We start from the raw sequence: 16,134 nt of genomic DNA on the forward strand, positions 1-16,134 counted from the left end.
GTGTGAAACCTTTGAGTAACTCCCCACCCACACGCTGTGTCGGCGAATCCGGCAGCACAAGACCGCTCGTCTGTTCAAGCGCTACCAGCTCGTCATAAAGCACATCATATTCTTTGTCGCTGATCTTGGGTTCATCCAGTGTGTAGTAATGATAGTTATATGTGTTCAGTTCAGCAACAAGCTGCTCCATCCTGTGCATTGGGTTCATGCAGGCGTATCCCTCCGGGAACTTCATCAGGGCAGAGGCCTAAGCCAAGCTGCCACTCATGAGGTTCGAGATTTAATGATGTTTGAGATTTATTCTACTTTTGTAATTGGTGCAAAGCCAGCCAGCAGTCGTTTAACCCCTACTGGAGCCGGGAAAGCAATTTGAAGCTCCATATCATTACCCGTCCCTTTTACAGCGACAATGGTTCCAATCCCCCATTTGCCATGCTGTACCTTGTCTCCAGCCGCAAAAATGGAGGGGCCTCCTGCCGAAGCAGCCGGAGTTGCTTTCGCAGATGAAGATGTCGTTACTGTTACGCGGGGTGACGCGGAAGCGGACGAACCACTGCGGCTCATCGTATCAAACGAGCGTTCTCCACCAAAGTTGCTGCCACTACCTTTATTCAGTCCGCGCCCACCATAAGATCCGCCTACATTGCCTGAACGGCGGTAGCGGTCACGTTTAATGATCGTATCCTCTTTTAACTCGTCCGGAATCTCTTCGAGAAAGCGGGAAGGCGGGTTAGCTGTGGTGCGGCCAAACAGAGTGCGCATCTGTGCGCATGTAAGGAACAGTTGCTCCTCTGCACGGGTAATCCCGACATACGCCAATCTGCGCTCTTCCTCCAGCTCTTCGTTATCCAGAAAAGCACGACTATGAGGGAATACTCCCTCCTCCATACCGACAATAAATACGATAGGAAACTCCAGTCCTTTGGCGCTATGCATGGTCATCAATACAACCGCATCGCTTTGCTCTTCTTCATCGTCATTCATGGAATCAATATCGGCAATCAGAGCAAGGTCGGTCAGGAAGGAGACGAGTGACTTGTCTTCCGCTCCTTTTTCAAATTCCATGGTTACCGAAAGGAACTCATCAATATTCTCCAAACGCGAGCGTGACTCAAGTGTATTCTCGTTTTGCAGCTCCAATCGATATTGGGTGGTTTCCAGCATTTTTTCTGTTAACTCGGTAACCGACAGGTAGTCTACCATCCGACTTAAACCTTCGATCATATCGTAAAACTCTACCAACGCATTGCGTGTACGTCCTGCAAAGCCCAAATCGTCTACAACTTGAAGGACACGGAAAATCGAAACTCCCCGTTCCGCTGCAGCTGCCTGCAATTTACCGACGGTTGTGTCTCCGATGCTTCGTTTTGGCACATTAATGATTCGGATCAAGCTGATGTCGTCGTCAGGATTGGAGAGCAGGCGAAGATACGCCAGCAAATCCTTAATTTCTTTACGATCATAGAACTTGATACCGCCCACGATCTGGTAAGGAATATCCGATTTAATCAAAATTTCCTCGACAACCCGAGACTGAGCATTCGTACGGTACAAAATGGCATGATGGCTATAGGTTTTGCCCGCATTAATATTCTTATGAATTTCTGAGGCGATAAAGTAGCCCTCATCATGCTCGGAGTCAGCACGGTAAACTTTAATCTTGGCTCCGCCTTCTTTGTCAGTCCATAGTTTCTTCGGCTTGCGGCCTGTATTTTGACCAATAACTTCGTTGGCAGCATTGAGAATATTTGAGGTGGATCGGTAGTTCTGCTCCAGCAAAATGGTGCGCGCTTCCGGGTAGTCCTCTTCAAAATTCAAAATGTTGCTAATATCCGCCCCCCGCCACCGATAGATGGATTGGTCACTGTCACCTACTACGCAAATCCGGTGATGCTTGTCGGCCAGCATTTTGCACAGCATGTACTGCGCACGGTTCGTATCCTGATATTCATCAACATGAATGTATTGAAATTTCTTCTGGTAGAAATCCAGTACCTCAGGTACTTCTTTAAATAGCTGAATCGTTGCCATGATCAAATCATCAAAATCAAGAGAGTTGTTGTTTTTGAGCCGTTGTTGGTACTTGGTATATACCTTCGCCACAATCCCCTCAAAATAGTCGCCAATCTTGCGCTCATACATTTCGGGAGTGACCAGTTCATTTTTAGCCGTACTCATCATAGACTGAACCGCTTTGGGTTCAAACTTTTTGGTGTCTATATTCAGATCCTTCATGCAGCTCCGAATGACAGACAATTGATCCGTAGAATCCAAAATGCTGAAATTGGAGGTGAAGCCAATCCGCTCGATATCCCGACGTAAAATACGCACACACATCGAGTGGAAGGTAGATACCCAAACATCTCTCCCCTGCGGGCCAATCAACTTGGATACGCGATCCTGCATTTCACGCGCAGCCTTGTTCGTAAAGGTAATCGCCAAAATGCCCCATGGAGCCGTCTTGCGGGTCGCGATGAGGTAAGCTATTCGGTGCGTGAGCACCCGTGTTTTACCACTGCCTGCGCCAGCCATAATCAGCAGCGGACCATCTACCGCCTCCACAGCCTGACGCTGAGGCGGATTAAGGCGAGCTACCGCCTCGTGTATATCTATTGATTGCATGCGTGCATGCTCCTTTCCCTGAGCTTCCATAAATTCACGTTCTATACTTCCAATTTCACAGCTATCGTCTCCAGCGCCTTCGCCAAGTCACGATAAATGATGTTACCTACTACAATGGTGTCACAAACCGCAGCCGCTTGTAACGCGGTAGATTTATCCACGATTCCTCCCCCGTATAGGACACGAGAGCGCTCCGTACTGCGATGTATTTTTTGCACCAGCTCCATATCCCCAAAAGCACCGCTATATTCCACATATACAATCGGCAGATGCATGAGCTTGTCAGCAATCTGTGCATATGAGGCGGCAGATGAAGCACCCAGCGAAGCATCTGCTCCGGTAAGCTTAGCGACCGTAGAATCACCGTTCAAAACAATATATCCTTCCGCCACAAGCAAATCCCACGGGATCATATAACCAAACTGTTCAATCGCACGTTGGTGCTGCCCTAGAATCCAATTACTGTCAGTGGTATTCAGTACCATGGGAATCATATATAGATCAAACCCTGGCACTACAGCCTCCAGATCGGACACCTCAAGCACACACGGCACCTCATAACGCCGAACCCGTGACAGCAAATCCACCGTATTTTCATAGGTTACGCCCGATGAACCTCCTACCATAATGGCGTCCGTACCAGACATACACACGGCGTCAAGTGCCTCATCATCCAGTTCCTTGTCAGGATCAAGCTTAAACACATGCTTCCATGATTGAATTGAATCTGCCAACACACATTCCTCCAGCATCCATTGCTTTTGTTATGATCCAGTCGAGCCGAATTCCAATATCCAAAAGCGTTCTATGCTAAGTCTATGACAGTGCTTAAAAGGTGTCAATGTTCGTATCAAATGGGAACACCCCGTTCAGACAGCTCATGGTCGTAGCGCATACAACCAACTGCGTTTACTAAGTTCTTTTTCCGTTAAAATATCTGTATAGAAACCTCGCACACCCATCTGCTCATACTCAGCCGCATCCTTCAACTCATTAATAGTATTTACGTAGCACACTGCCCCTGCCTGACGCAAACTTTCCACTAAAGCACCACTTACCCGATTCTCTGGTAAAGTTACTGCCGTTATATCATTTTGCTGTACAAATCGAATGATCTGGTCATCTTTATCCTCTGTGGCGTAGAGCGTATAAATAACGGATGGATAGGGATAAATACTCCGCAACGTTTGCAGCATTTCTTCATTATAAATTTGAGGAACAATACGGGACAAAAGCTCGGGGTTTTTCTCCTGTGCCTGACGGGTCAGTTGTGCAAACAACTGTTTGATTTGGGCAGGGTCCTGTTCTTTCGTATCGGTCACAATATAAGCATCCGGGTATGTTTCCAATAGATCCAATACATCCTTCCAATCTACTGGGGTATAGGAACCGTGTATGGGTGTGTTTTTAAATTGATGATAGCTCCAAGGTTTTCCGCCCTGTTCTGTAGCAACTGCGTGTTCCTGTTGCATTTGCTCTGTAAAGGATTCTGTCCATTCATGGCGCGCCACCAAATGTCCGTCCGAAGTAAACATCAGGTCGACCTCGAATACGCGGCTGCCTTTTTTATAATTTTCCACAAACGCTTCACGCGCATTAGTATAGGCCAAACCATCAACGGCTCCCATGGCATGCGAAATCACACGGTGCGTGGTAAAGCCAGTATGTTCTTCTGTAGATTGCCCTTTGTAACCCAGTAAAAATGTGCCGGTTAATATTAAAAGAATGACCGCAGCAATTAGTCGTTTCATAGGGTGTCACATCCTTTTCGTACAGGTCAATACCCCACATACGCATACTCAAAACAACTGCCAGACGCAAAAACACCCTCCGGCTAAACCGAAGGGTGACTCTGGATTAATACGCGTTCTTGAAACCATTGCGAATCGTACGGAAAATAATTTTAATATCGAATAAGAGCGACCAGTTCTCAATATAGAAAATGTCATGCTTAATCCGTTCCTCAATAGATGTATCTCCACGCAACCCGTTGCTCTGTGCCCAGCCTGTGATTCCAGGACGAACATGATGCTTCACCATGTATTTTGGAATTTCCTCACGGAACTGATCCACATAATAGGGTCGTTCTGGGCGTGGACCAACGACACTCATATCACCCAGCAGAACGTTGAAAAATTGCGGCAACTCGTCGAGACTCGTTTTACGAATAAAAGTACCAAAACGTGTGCGTCTTGGGTCATTAGCAGTCGTCCAGCCCGTATCTTCAGTTCCAGGGGGCAGCACCTTCATCGAACGAAATTTGTACATTCGGAAGGTGCGACGGTTCAAGCCTACCCGCTCCTGCTTAAAAATGATTGGCCCTCTGGATGTAATCATCACACCAATCGCCACCCCTAGCATGATCGGAGAGGTCAGGAGAATCGCGAATAAAGAGAATAAAATATCGAACAGACGCTTAAACAATCGATTCCCCGCCACATCCAGTGGAATATCCCGTACATTGATCATCGGCATACCTGCAAAGTTGTCAAAGTACGGGCGAGCCGGCAAATAATCGAAAAAGTCGGGGATTATAAGCGTGCGCACTCCAGCCTTTTCACACATGTTGATAATCTTGGGATACTTATCATGAGCATCCAGCGGCAGCGCCAGAATGACCTCGTCAATCATCAGACGCGACAGCGTAGCCTCCAATTGATCTAAGCCTCCAAGAATCGGGCGAAAATGCGCCTCTTCCTCTTCACTCCAATGCCGCTTATCATCCAGAAAACCCACTACCTCGTATCCCAGATCAGGATATTGTCCAAGGTTATGATAAAATCGCTGGCCTAGAGTACCCGCCCCGAGAATAAGCATGAATTGTTTGTTGTACCCTTTTTGACGGAGAGCTTTAAGAACTTGCTTCAAGAAAAATCGATAAAACAAAATAAGCAGCACGTTTCCAATCATATAGATTGCCAGATAGGACCGCGAGATGTCGATTTGTTTCACGAAGAACATCACACTCAACAGCACGAACAGGCCAACGATATGAATCTGGGTGACGCGAAATACATCATCTGCAAATCGTTTTTTGCGTTTGGGCGAATAGAGCGAAAATAACATCCCCAGCACTACGGCAATCAGGCCGTAAATTAAGCTCCAGCCTCCATATACTTGAATAGGAAGCGGTTCTGTATAGGTGATCCACTCACTTTCAAATTTGAAAAACCAAGCGATCAGAAAGGACAACTGAATGACCGCGAAATCCGCCACAATATATAATTGGGTTAAAAAACGCTGATTTCTGCGTATCATGCTTTCACCTCAGTATGAGATTGTTCCCCGCCGTCCGGCTTGGCCGGTGCGGACAACTTATTTTTCAGGAAAGCCATGCCAAATTTCACGGTAATCCCCACATATACAGCCATATTGGTGATCCAACTGTATTGCTGTTTATAATGCTTACGATGAAATACCCACATAGCTCTATGAAACTCATAAATAATTTTCAAAGGACGACGGCGAGCGCTGCCCCCTTTGATATGAATAATATATGTGCGCGGGTAGTAGTAAATGCCCCACCCGGCTTGCTTAATCCGATAACACCAATCAATGTCCTCACCATACATAAAAAAGGTTTCGTCCAAGCCGCCGACCTGGTCAATCGTCTCCCGGCGCACTAGCATAAAAGCGCCTACCAGTACATCTACAGGATACTCATCGTCCGGACTTAGATGCCCAAGCTGATATTGATTGTACTTCGGGTTATCCGGGTAACGCTTCGACCAGCCGAAAGCGTAGTAAAAAGAAGCTGACGGCGTTGGAAATCCTCGCTTACAAGCCTTATCTAGCGAGCCATCTGGCAAGATAACCTTGCAGCCCGATGCCCCCATCTCCGGATGCGTATCCATAAACTGAATCATTGTATCCAGCGTGTCCGGTTGCACCAACGTATCGGAGTTCAACAACAATACATAACGCCCGCTGGCTACTTCCATCCCCTGGTTGTTCGCCTTGGCAAAACCTGTATTATTCTTATTGGCTATCAACGTAATTTCCGGGTATGCAGCACGAATAGCCTCAACAGATCCGTCACTGGAGTGATTATCAATAACAATCACTTCATATCGGTACTGCGACTTTGACGCATACACCGATTGCAAACAATCCAGCGTCAATTGACACGTATTGTAGTTGACGACCAGTATGCTTACATCCATATTTAAAACGCTCCTGACAAATTCAGTAATCTATTCTACTATCGCCTATTATAGCATACCGCGCAGACCACGGGGCGCAAAAAAGCACATAACTTGTAACCTTACATAGTTAGCGGAATTTCAAAAAATTTGATTCCAGTCGCTCCAAAGTGCAAATATAGACAAACGAAACCATTTAGATCTATATATTGTTCATTGGAAGTCGTTTATTAGATTTTTGTAAAATCCTCGGTTGAGGTCTAAAATTCATCGTGGTAAGATATACATGGAAAAAGGGCTGGTGCCAGCCAGCCCCTGCGCAACCAACGCTCCAAGAGCGGACGGTTTTGGAACAATCAGGCCGAAAATAGACCCTTCCTTGCGGGGGCGGTCTATTTTCGTTTGTTAAACTCTAACAGTGTGACGATTAACGCCCCGAACGTCAGCATTAAACTGAGCGCCTCAAACACTGTCACAGGCTTCACCCCCCTCCTCGGGAGAGTTAGCCGACCGCCCTTGCCAGCTCTATCGGTTGCACGTTTCAATTATACTATATTTTTCCATAAAGGAACACGCATTCGATGGTATTTTATCTAGTATTCATTTGCACCTTTGACTATTTGACGCTCATATATGGAAAAAAGTTTCAATATTTTTCTTTCCATACCTCTATAACTTCCTCATTATGAAAACCAACTTATAAATCCAGTTGTCCAACCGTGACTGCCTATAAAATGGAGACTGCCAAATATATTTCATACGAGAAAATACGCCCTTTTGGTAGCTTTCCAGGAACTGATCCATATCTTTATACATTTGAGGAGACATGTCTTGTCCATAAAGTTGAATAAATTGCTGGGCTTGTTTGCTTAAAATATAGCGATTTTTTCCTTTTATAAATCTACTTAGTCTTTTCCTCCACTTGCTAACCCAGCCATCAGTAGAACCTCCCAACACATTGTTTTGATGCTGCCGATACAAAATGGACGGCTCGGGGTCAAAAACAACCTCACCAAAAGAGGAGGTGCATAAGTAAATCCACCAGTCATGCATAATAATGTTATCCAAAGAAGTCGGAATTCTCTTTTTCACGAGCTCGAGTGTTTCTTTATTGATCACCATGGTACAACCTACACACACATTCTCAATGAGAGCATTATAGAAGGATACAGGTCGTGGGATGTCAGCTGGCCATACTTTGAGTGGTTCCAATGTTTGAGAGACCATTTGTGTAGCAGAACAGTACATCAGCGGCCGACTTCCATCCTGATCCCTGAGATGAGACACAGCCTGAGCGAGTTTGTTCGGCATCCACACATCATCCTGATCACAAAAAGCGTAATAGTCGAATGTCTCAGACGATCTTTGAATCAAATCAAAAAAGCTTTTAATAACCCCTACATTGCTCTCGAGGCATAAAATAATCTGTTGAGGATAACGTTGCTTCAGCACTCTCAACTTGGCAACCGTATCATCTGTCGAGCCATCATCACGAATTAGAATCTGAACTTCTACGTCTTTTTGATTGATGAGACTTTCTATTTGCTCATCTAAATAAGCTGCTCCATTATATGTAGACAATAAAATTTGTATGTTAGGTCTGTTCAGAGTAATGACCTCCTTCTTTTAAAATGTGTAATAGAGGGACAATAGGTTCCATCTGCTTATACATTATAATGCTCAGCGTCCTTAATCAACATAGGCTTTAATATAATAAAATCTCCCAATCATGAACTGATGGGAGATTGTTGATATTTATAATAAGGTTTTTAATTACTCGGATTTACTAAGACACTCCTGCAAAAAATCACGCAATCCCTCACGCCAGTCGCGCAAATCATTTAACCCGTTGGTTCGGATCGCTATATGCTCCATAACAGAGTTGCGTGGCCGCGCTGCCGGTCTGGGGAATTGCTCTGTGCTGCACGGCTCCAATTTCGCTGTGATCTTGGCATCTAATATTTCCGCCGCATCCTGTAAAATAGCTTGCGTAAATTCATACCAGGTACAGGAGCCACTATTGGATGCATGGTATACGCCATACTTCTCCGTTTGAATCAATTCCGTCAAGAAACGTGCCAAATCCACTGTATAGGTAGGTGAACCCTTCTGATCATTCACCACCTGCAGGAGCGGCTTCTCCTGACCAAGCTTCAGCATCGTTTTGACAAAATTGTTCCCGTGCAATCCATAAACCCAAGATGTACGAACAATAAAATACCTAGAGGAAAGTGTTTGGGTCAATACCTCTCCCGCCCGTTTGGACTTTCCGTAGATACTCTGCGGATTGGTATTATCGTACTCATGATATGGCTGCTTTGCCTTTCCATCGAAAACATAATCTGTGCTGATATAAACCAGCTTGGCTCCAACCTTTTCCGTAGCCAGTGCCATATTACGTGTACCTGCCGCGTTGACTTGATAAGCCCCGTCTACATCAGTCTCTGCTGCATCCACAGCTGTATACGCTGCACAGTGGATTACGGCGTCAGGTTGATATTGTCCTACAACCTTCACGGTCTGCTGCAAATCCGTGATATCCAATTGTTCCCGATCGTAACCCAGGACATCATGTCCTTGCTCCTGAAAAACCTTTACTACGTCTTTACCAAGTTGGCCGGATGCTCCAGTAACCAATACCTTCATTCTACGCATCCCCCAAGCGGGAACCGTACTGCTTTGCATAGTATTGTTGGTATTCGCCAGATTGAATGCGAGTCCACCATTCTTCGTTGTCTAAATACCAGCGAATCGTTTCCTTAATGCCGGTTTCAAAAGAGTGCTTTGGCTTCCAGCCCAACTCATTCATCGTCTTCGTTGGATCAATGCCATAACGGCGGTCATGACCTGGACGATCCTGCACATACGAAATCAGAGATTCTGGCTTGCCCAGCTCCTCCAATACCGTTTTGACGATATGCACATTTGTCCGCTCGTTATTTCCCCCGATATTGTATACTTCACCCAGTTTACCCTGATGAATGACCAGATCAATTGCACTGCAATGATCCTCTACATACAACCAGTCGCGAATGTTCAAGCCATCCCCGTATACAGGTAGCTGTTGATCGCTCAGTGCACGTGAGATCATTAGCGGGATCAATTTTTCAGGAAACTGGTATGGACCATAGTTGTTAGAACAACGCGTGATATTCACTGGTAAACCGAAGGTTTCATGATATGCACGAACTAGCAGATCGCCACCTGCCTTGGATGCAGAATAAGGACTATTAGGCTGCAACGGAGTTTCCTCCGTAAACAATCCTGTTTCTCCCAGAGAACCGTACACCTCATCTGTTGATACCTGTACAAACTTGGTCACGTTATATTTCTTGGCTGCGTCCAGTAGCACTTGCGTACCCAATACGTTTGTTTTCACAAACACTTCCGGTTCCAAAATACTCCGATCCACATGTGACTCCGCTGCAAAATTAACTACCACATCGATTCCCTGCTCCATCAACTGATCAATCGCTTGTGCGTCGGTAATATCTATTTTGATGAAGCTATGTTTGGGATTATTTTCAATGGATTTCAAATTTTCCAGGTTACCTGCATAGGTAAGAGCATCTATATTTACAATTTCGTAATCTGGATGGTGTTTTAGCATATACAATACAAAGTTACTGCCTATAAATCCGGCCCCGCCGGTGACAAGAAGTTTCATACAGACCTCCTAAATCTTATTATTCCTCTAATCAAAATTAATGTCTGCGTCAGCCAGTGCTGGATGCTTCTGATCCTTCTCCGAAAGAATAGCATGAGAAGTTGGCCAATCAATCCCTAGTGCAGGATCATTCCACATAATTCCACGATCATTTTTAGGTGAATAATACTCGTCTACCTTATACAGCACTTGCGTATTAGGAACAAGCGTACAGAACCCATGAGCAAACCCCTTAGGCACCAGTAGCTGACGTCTATTATGCTCGCTTAAGATGACTCCGACCCATTGACCGAACGTCGGAGAACTTTTACGAATATCCAAAATCACATCGTAGATAGCTCCAGAAAGCACACGAATGAGTTTGGTCTGCGCTTTAGGATTAAGTTGGTAATGCAAGCCACGAATCACACCGGCTTCTGCAGACAAGGATTGGTTATCCTGAATAAAAGCATGGTCTATTCCGTTTTCTTTCATGATCTGTTCATTGTAACTTTCCATAAAAAAACCACGGTGATCACCATGAACCACGGGTTCAATGATTTTTGCACCTGAAAGTACTTCCTTTATTATCATTCACGAAACCTCCAACATCTTGAGTATATACTTTCATTTATGATTACTATAAGATTAATAAGCACACTATATTGGGAGGGAATATGCTTTTGAATTTATCGAGAGTTAATAAAAATTTTGTTTGGTCCTATTTGGTTTTGATGTGGCTACTTATCCCGATTCTAATACTGTTTAAAGTCGATTCTTACTATATTTCCATATTATTCGGTCTAAATATTGCGCAGTCGTTTGTCATAGGTGCTACATACATTTTACACATTAGTGGTATCTTAACATATGCCAAGAAAGAAATAATGGTGCAATACCTAGCTTTTGGCGGTTATCTAGTTGGGATAATATTCATTTACGCATTCCTTCAAAGGGAGCATTTCATTTATTATTGGGACTTTTCAGCCTATTGGAATACGTCCATACAATTTAATAACCTTTTAAGTACAGATTTTATAGCAGCATCTAAACAAATCTATGCAAGCATTTTAAGAGACGATTATTCCGTTTTCCCAACAGTCTTTCTCTCTTTACCATTAAAGTTCTTAGGTACAAGCTACATGAGCTATGTCTTGGCAATCTATACCTGCTTCTTGTATCCTTCTTGTTTGATACTTTTCTTATTATGTATCAAGATTGCTGATCAAATCCAGTTAAACACAAAGTTGAACGTTTTTATGATCTTTGTACTTACATTTACCTTTCCAATTATGATAGCTCCTATGTTAGGTGGATATCTGGATTCTATAGGACTCATTTTTATTTGCTTGTCCCTTGTTATCTTATTTAATAATGATTTTGAACGCTTAAATTTAAAAGCAGTTTTACTCTTAGCAGCTTGCTTGGTATTACTAACATTCACAAGAAGATGGTATGGGTTTTGGATCGTATCTCTTTTTGGCTCGATCAGTATCGCTTTTTTGTTCAAATGGATTCTAGAAAAAGAGTTTCGCTTCAAACAGCTCTTGCAGGTTATTTTAAATTTTTTCATTATAGGATCTTCAAGCGCGTTATTTCTTATTATATTCTTCAATGAATTTATTCAAAGAGCCCTAACCAATAACTTTAAAAACGCCTACTCAGCTTATTATTTTGGTGACGTCTTAAGTAACTTACAGAATTTATTTTATCATTATGGTGCCTTCATTTTTCTGATAGCTCTTGTTGGTTGCATAGGCTTGTTATTTATTAGTACAACTAGGTATATATCAATCTTTGTAGTTACGAACTTATTTATTACGTACTTTCTTTTTACAAGAATTCAAAGCTTAGCTTCTCAGCATTATTATCTTCTTACAGTGAACGTATTAATTCTATTTATTTGTGGCGTTATTCTTATTCTAAACTATTTGTCCAAGATAAAGTATGCAAAAAGTGTTTTCTTAGTTATTCTAGTTTATTTAGTCGCTTGTAATTTTTTGGTAACGTTCACTAATGTAAATGCACGACCTGTTACCTATTTTTCTTCTTTATTCAGTGACTTTAAACAAACACCTAGAGTAAGAACGGATATACCTGTTTTAAAACAATTAACGGCTTATCTTAAGGAAATCTCATCAGAGCAGCATAAAGTATATGTTCTGTCTAGCTCTGGAATTCTTAATGATGACATACTCAGACAGATTGAAATGCCTGACAATAGCAACGCTCTTCCATTTATGAATCTGACCCATCACGTTGATTTAAGAGATGGCTTTCCAGTGTCGTTTTTTGAGTCCGATTATGTCGTGATCGCATCACCTACACAATACCATTTAGGTGAAAGTGGTCAAAAAGTTGTAGGTATTCTCGCAGAAGAGGTAATGAACGGATCTCTTAAAAATAATTATATACCTTTAAAGAGCTATACTCTTGATAATAACGTAAAAACCATAGTCTTGAAAAAGACATCATCCATCACGAAAGAAAAAATTGAACTTATACGTTCACAATTCAAAAAAATATACCCTGATAATCCAGATCTATTCTAAATCAATACAGATGTCGATGCATACACAAAAGCCCTCGAAAAAAATCGGGGGCTTTTGTGTAAGTTAATTATCAAGCATTCTTATAAGGAATAGTTGTTGTTTTAGAGCTGCCAAAACTAAATTTTTTGCCAATCAGGAAAGGTAAGAATCTATTAAATAGTTCAATAAAAAGAATACAACTTAAGAAGACAAGTAAGGTAGAAATAACAACAAATGAAATACCGTCTAAATACATATTTGTTTTAACAGAAAACTTCTCGTAAAAATTCACATTCTCCCAGAAGCTAAGTATTAAACCATGCAGACCAAATATAATTAAAGAATTCTTGCCAAAATAGGACAGTAAGCTAGACGACTCTATTTTTTTGGATACGTATATATAAAATATTAAACTAGCCAACACTGACAGATAAAATAATACATAATTATGTCCATAGTAATTTCCTGACATGCCTGGTTTATCATTTATTAAAAATAATAAAAGACCCAGGAAACCCGCCGCGTAAGCAAAATATGGTTTGTTAATTCTGATTTTTTCAATAAAATATTGCTCATTCAACTTGAATATATAACCACAAATAATTAAAGAAGCTGCATTAATTGACGTGCCAAATGACCAAGGAAGTGCATGTGTGTCAAGCTTACTTAAGAATGCACCAAGTATGGTTAGCAATATCCAAAATACATACATATAACTTCTTTTAGACGAAATTTTCAAGACTAAGTACGAAATGATCTGGGCTAAGAAGAGACAAGGTAGGAACCAAAGAGACATATTTAGAATACCCAAGTGATTTCCATCTGCATATAAAAAAGTTTCAATAACAACCATTGGATCAAGCGTTCCGACAATCCCCATCCAATGCATCCAACCAAAATACAATAATGAGCATATATAAAGAGTCGTATATGGTAAAAGAATTGTTTTGATTTTAGACCACAAAAAACTACTAAACTTATACTTTTGAAAATTAGAAGTAAACCCAGAAGCAAAAAAGAAAAGAGGCATATGGAAGGAATAAAAATAACCTATAATAAAGCTCTTATCCATCATCTCATTCCCTTTAAAACCATGAGGCACCAAATGTGAGAAAACTAAAAAAATAATTGCCAATCCCTTTAGTACATCCACCCACTTTATTCTAGTTGGAAGAGCATTCACAATTTGCATTTAAACAGTCTCGCTTTCTTAATTATTTAGTATCACCATAAGATGTCGCTAGTTCTATGATAATACTAAGAAAAAAGCTCATAATTCATTTCACTTACTAATTTGTTAGCAAGCATCAATGAACTATGTGTTCCCGCATCAGTCCACCAATTCTCTAAAATATCAAATGTAAGTTGGTTTCGTTGAATATAAGCGTTATTAACATCTGTTATTTCATATTCTCCTCTTGCTGAAGGAGTCAAGGTCTTGATGATATTGAATACCGAGTGGTTGAACATATAAATGCCCGTAACTGCATAATCACTCTTAGGAATCTCCGGCTTTTCTTCAATATTTACAATGTTATCGCCTTGTAATTCTGGTACCCCATAGCGGTTAGCATCAGGCACTTTATGAAGTAGTAATTTCGCTCCTGATTCTTGAAGTTTGAATTTTTCAACAAAAGATGATATATCATCTTTAAAAACATTGTCCCCCAAAATAACAACCATCTTGTCATTGCCAACAAAGTGCTCAGCTAAAAGCAAAGCCTGGGCAATCCCCCCGGCTTCATCTTGCACTTTGTAAGTCAGAGTAACTCCAAGGTCGACACCACTTCCTAAGAGATTAACTACATCTCCCATATGTTCTTTTCCGGTAACGATTAAAATATCATTTATATTCGCCTTTTTGAGCTTATCAATAGAGTAATATATCATCGGATATTTACCAATTGGCAATAAATGTTTGTTTGTAACTTTAGTAAGGGGGTATAATCTAGATCCAGTCCCTCCAGCTAGTATAATCCCTTTCATATCTAAGTTCCTCCTATTGAAGCTCTTTTATAAGCAGCTCCATAATGGTTTTTGCACGAGCTTCCCAATTATTATGGACTACGAAGTCCTCCAGTTGCTCTTGATCATAAAAAGGGCGTTGCAGGGTATCTATATCCTTTAGATATTTTCTTATTTCCTCTAAACTATTATATAGATAAATCCCTTCCTGATTTAAAAGCCTTGTTTCTTCGCTATCCACCGCTAATATCACTTTATTAAAACTCAAATACTCATAAACTTTTACTGGATTGATCGTATCAATTCTATCCGAATTCCTCAAAAAGGGGTATAAACAAATATCAAAAGCATCAATAATCGCACCAATTTCTGATTTAGGGACAGTCTCATAATATTTAATCCTATTATGCTGTTCAAAATTATAATTCAGGTTATTTCTCCCAACCAAACATACAACAAATTTCTCATCAAATTCAGTAATAGCCCTAACCGCTTCCACATCAAACCAGTGGTCAATCGCCCCTACATATCCAAAAATGTAGTAGCCTTCGTGCTTTAACCATTTTAACTCGCTAACAACCAAGCTAGCTACATTTATATTTAGTATAGCTGTATCAACAGCATTTTTCACCAAATAAGATTGTCTACACAATGTTTGAGAATGCTTATGCAAATGGTTACTTGTAGAAATAACAAGATCCGCCTTGGCAAGTAATTCAAGTTCCCACTTTTCGAGTAATTTCTTCATCAATGCATTGTTAGTTAGAAATACATAGTCGTCCATTCGATCAAACACAATCTTCTTATTATTATTTGATTTAATAAGAGGATAAAAGACTGGACTTCCCAACCAAATGATATCTGCACTGGAAACTAAATCTTCCAACTGTCTCTTTTCAAACCATTGATTCATATGAAATACGTCTAAGCTTTCAAAGCTTCGGGGTAATCTCAGACTGCCCGAAGGCCTGAATATTTGAAGGCTATCATTTATGGTTTGATTTCTTTTTTTATAATCTGAGTTCTGCCTTACAATACTATTAAGTATACTAATGGATGGTTCTACAAAGGTGATGTGAACCCCCGGCATTTTAGCAAACTCTTCGGCCAAATGTTGCGGACGTTGTTTTAAATCATCCCAATAGATCGGGGAGAAATATAAAATTTTCAATTTAACCGCTCCATACTAATAAAGGCGCCCCTTATTTTTATAAAAGAGGCGCCTTTA

General features: G+C 41.4%; 15 protein-coding genes (1 of these 15 cut by a window edge). 1 reads left to right on the forward strand and 14 read right to left on the reverse strand.

What is annotated here, in order from left to right:
* The 11 genes from ligA to rfbC all read right to left on the reverse strand — a co-directional run.
* Positions 1 to 208 carry the start of an NAD-dependent DNA ligase LigA gene (gene ligA, locus NSQ58_RS01770; RefSeq protein WP_341056778.1) on the reverse strand. It extends 1,808 nt beyond the left edge of the window, so the window shows 208 of its 2,016 coding nt (coding positions 1-208); its start codon is at positions 206 to 208; its stop codon lies beyond the left edge, outside the window.
* A gap of 89 nt (positions 209 to 297) precedes the next feature.
* A complete protein-coding gene (gene pcrA, locus NSQ58_RS01775) occupies positions 298 to 2,622 on the reverse strand; it encodes a DNA helicase PcrA (RefSeq protein WP_023990577.1) in 2,325 nt (774 codons plus the stop codon).
* 41 nt (positions 2,623 to 2,663) lie between these two features.
* Positions 2,664 to 3,374, reverse strand: coding sequence for a heptaprenylglyceryl phosphate synthase (locus NSQ58_RS01780; RefSeq protein ID WP_071558179.1), 711 nt, complete (start codon positions 3,372 to 3,374; stop codon positions 2,664 to 2,666).
* Between the two features lie 126 nt (positions 3,375 to 3,500).
* Positions 3,501 to 4,373: a phosphatidylinositol-specific phospholipase C/glycerophosphodiester phosphodiesterase family protein gene (locus NSQ58_RS01785; protein ID WP_023990579.1), complete on the reverse strand. Its 873-nt coding sequence runs from the start codon at positions 4,371 to 4,373 to the stop codon at positions 3,501 to 3,503.
* Between the two features lie 106 nt (positions 4,374 to 4,479).
* The gene (locus NSQ58_RS01790) at positions 4,480 to 5,880 is read right to left on the reverse strand and encodes an undecaprenyl-phosphate glucose phosphotransferase (RefSeq protein WP_071558178.1); all 1,401 of its coding nucleotides are present in this window, start codon (positions 5,878 to 5,880) and stop codon (positions 4,480 to 4,482) included.
* Entirely contained in the window at positions 5,877 to 6,785 is a 909-nt protein-coding gene (locus tag NSQ58_RS01795) for a glycosyltransferase family 2 protein (RefSeq protein ID WP_071558177.1), read from the reverse strand. Before NSQ58_RS01795 ends, NSQ58_RS01790 begins: the two co-directional genes overlap by 4 nt.
* Before the next feature lie 371 nt (positions 6,786 to 7,156).
* Entirely contained in the window at positions 7,157 to 7,249 is a 93-nt protein-coding gene (locus tag NSQ58_RS26725; protein WP_219727884.1) for a putative holin-like toxin, read from the reverse strand.
* A 184-nt stretch (positions 7,250 to 7,433) separates the two neighbouring features.
* On the reverse strand, positions 7,434 to 8,345 hold the full coding sequence (locus tag NSQ58_RS01800) for a glycosyltransferase family 2 protein (RefSeq protein WP_081365980.1): 912 nt from the start codon (positions 8,343 to 8,345) through the stop codon (positions 7,434 to 7,436).
* Between the two features lie 192 nt (positions 8,346 to 8,537).
* Positions 8,538 to 9,410 (reverse strand): dTDP-4-dehydrorhamnose reductase, encoded by an 873-nt coding sequence (rfbD, locus tag NSQ58_RS01805; protein WP_068938835.1) that lies wholly within the window; start codon positions 9,408 to 9,410, stop codon positions 8,538 to 8,540.
* 1 nt (position 9,411) lies between these two features.
* Positions 9,412 to 10,431 carry a dTDP-glucose 4,6-dehydratase gene (gene rfbB / locus NSQ58_RS01810; RefSeq protein WP_071558175.1) on the reverse strand — a complete coding sequence of 340 codons (1,020 nt, stop codon included), beginning with the start codon at positions 10,429 to 10,431 and terminating at the stop codon, positions 9,412 to 9,414.
* Positions 10,432 to 10,458: 27 nt separating this feature from the next.
* Positions 10,459 to 11,004 (reverse strand): dTDP-4-dehydrorhamnose 3,5-epimerase, encoded by a 546-nt coding sequence (rfbC, locus tag NSQ58_RS01815; RefSeq protein WP_071558174.1) that lies wholly within the window; start codon positions 11,002 to 11,004, stop codon positions 10,459 to 10,461.
* Between the two features lie 83 nt (positions 11,005 to 11,087).
* On the opposite strand from rfbC, the gene NSQ58_RS01820 reads away from it, so the two are divergent.
* The gene (locus NSQ58_RS01820; protein ID WP_071558173.1) at positions 11,088 to 12,962 is read left to right on the forward strand and encodes a hypothetical protein; all 1,875 of its coding nucleotides are present in this window, start codon (positions 11,088 to 11,090) and stop codon (positions 12,960 to 12,962) included.
* A gap of 70 nt (positions 12,963 to 13,032) precedes the next feature.
* Here NSQ58_RS01820 and NSQ58_RS01825 read toward each other — a convergent pair whose 3' ends face one another.
* The 3 genes from NSQ58_RS01825 to NSQ58_RS01835 form a co-directional block, all read right to left on the reverse strand.
* Positions 13,033 to 14,133 carry an acyltransferase family protein gene (locus tag NSQ58_RS01825; protein WP_028542098.1) on the reverse strand — a complete coding sequence of 367 codons (1,101 nt, stop codon included), beginning with the start codon at positions 14,131 to 14,133 and terminating at the stop codon, positions 13,033 to 13,035.
* 65 nt (positions 14,134 to 14,198) lie between these two features.
* Positions 14,199 to 14,927, reverse strand: coding sequence for a sugar phosphate nucleotidyltransferase (locus NSQ58_RS01830; RefSeq protein ID WP_028542099.1), 729 nt, complete (start codon positions 14,925 to 14,927; stop codon positions 14,199 to 14,201).
* A gap of 13 nt (positions 14,928 to 14,940) precedes the next feature.
* Positions 14,941 to 16,077, reverse strand: coding sequence for a hypothetical protein (locus NSQ58_RS01835; protein ID WP_028542100.1), 1,137 nt, complete (start codon positions 16,075 to 16,077; stop codon positions 14,941 to 14,943).
* Positions 16,078 to 16,134 lie beyond the last annotated feature (57 nt).

The sequence above is a fragment of the Paenibacillus sp. FSL M7-0134 genome (assembly GCF_038007865.1).
Taxonomy (GTDB): Bacteria; Bacillota; Bacilli; order Paenibacillales; family Paenibacillaceae; genus Paenibacillus; species Paenibacillus polymyxa_B.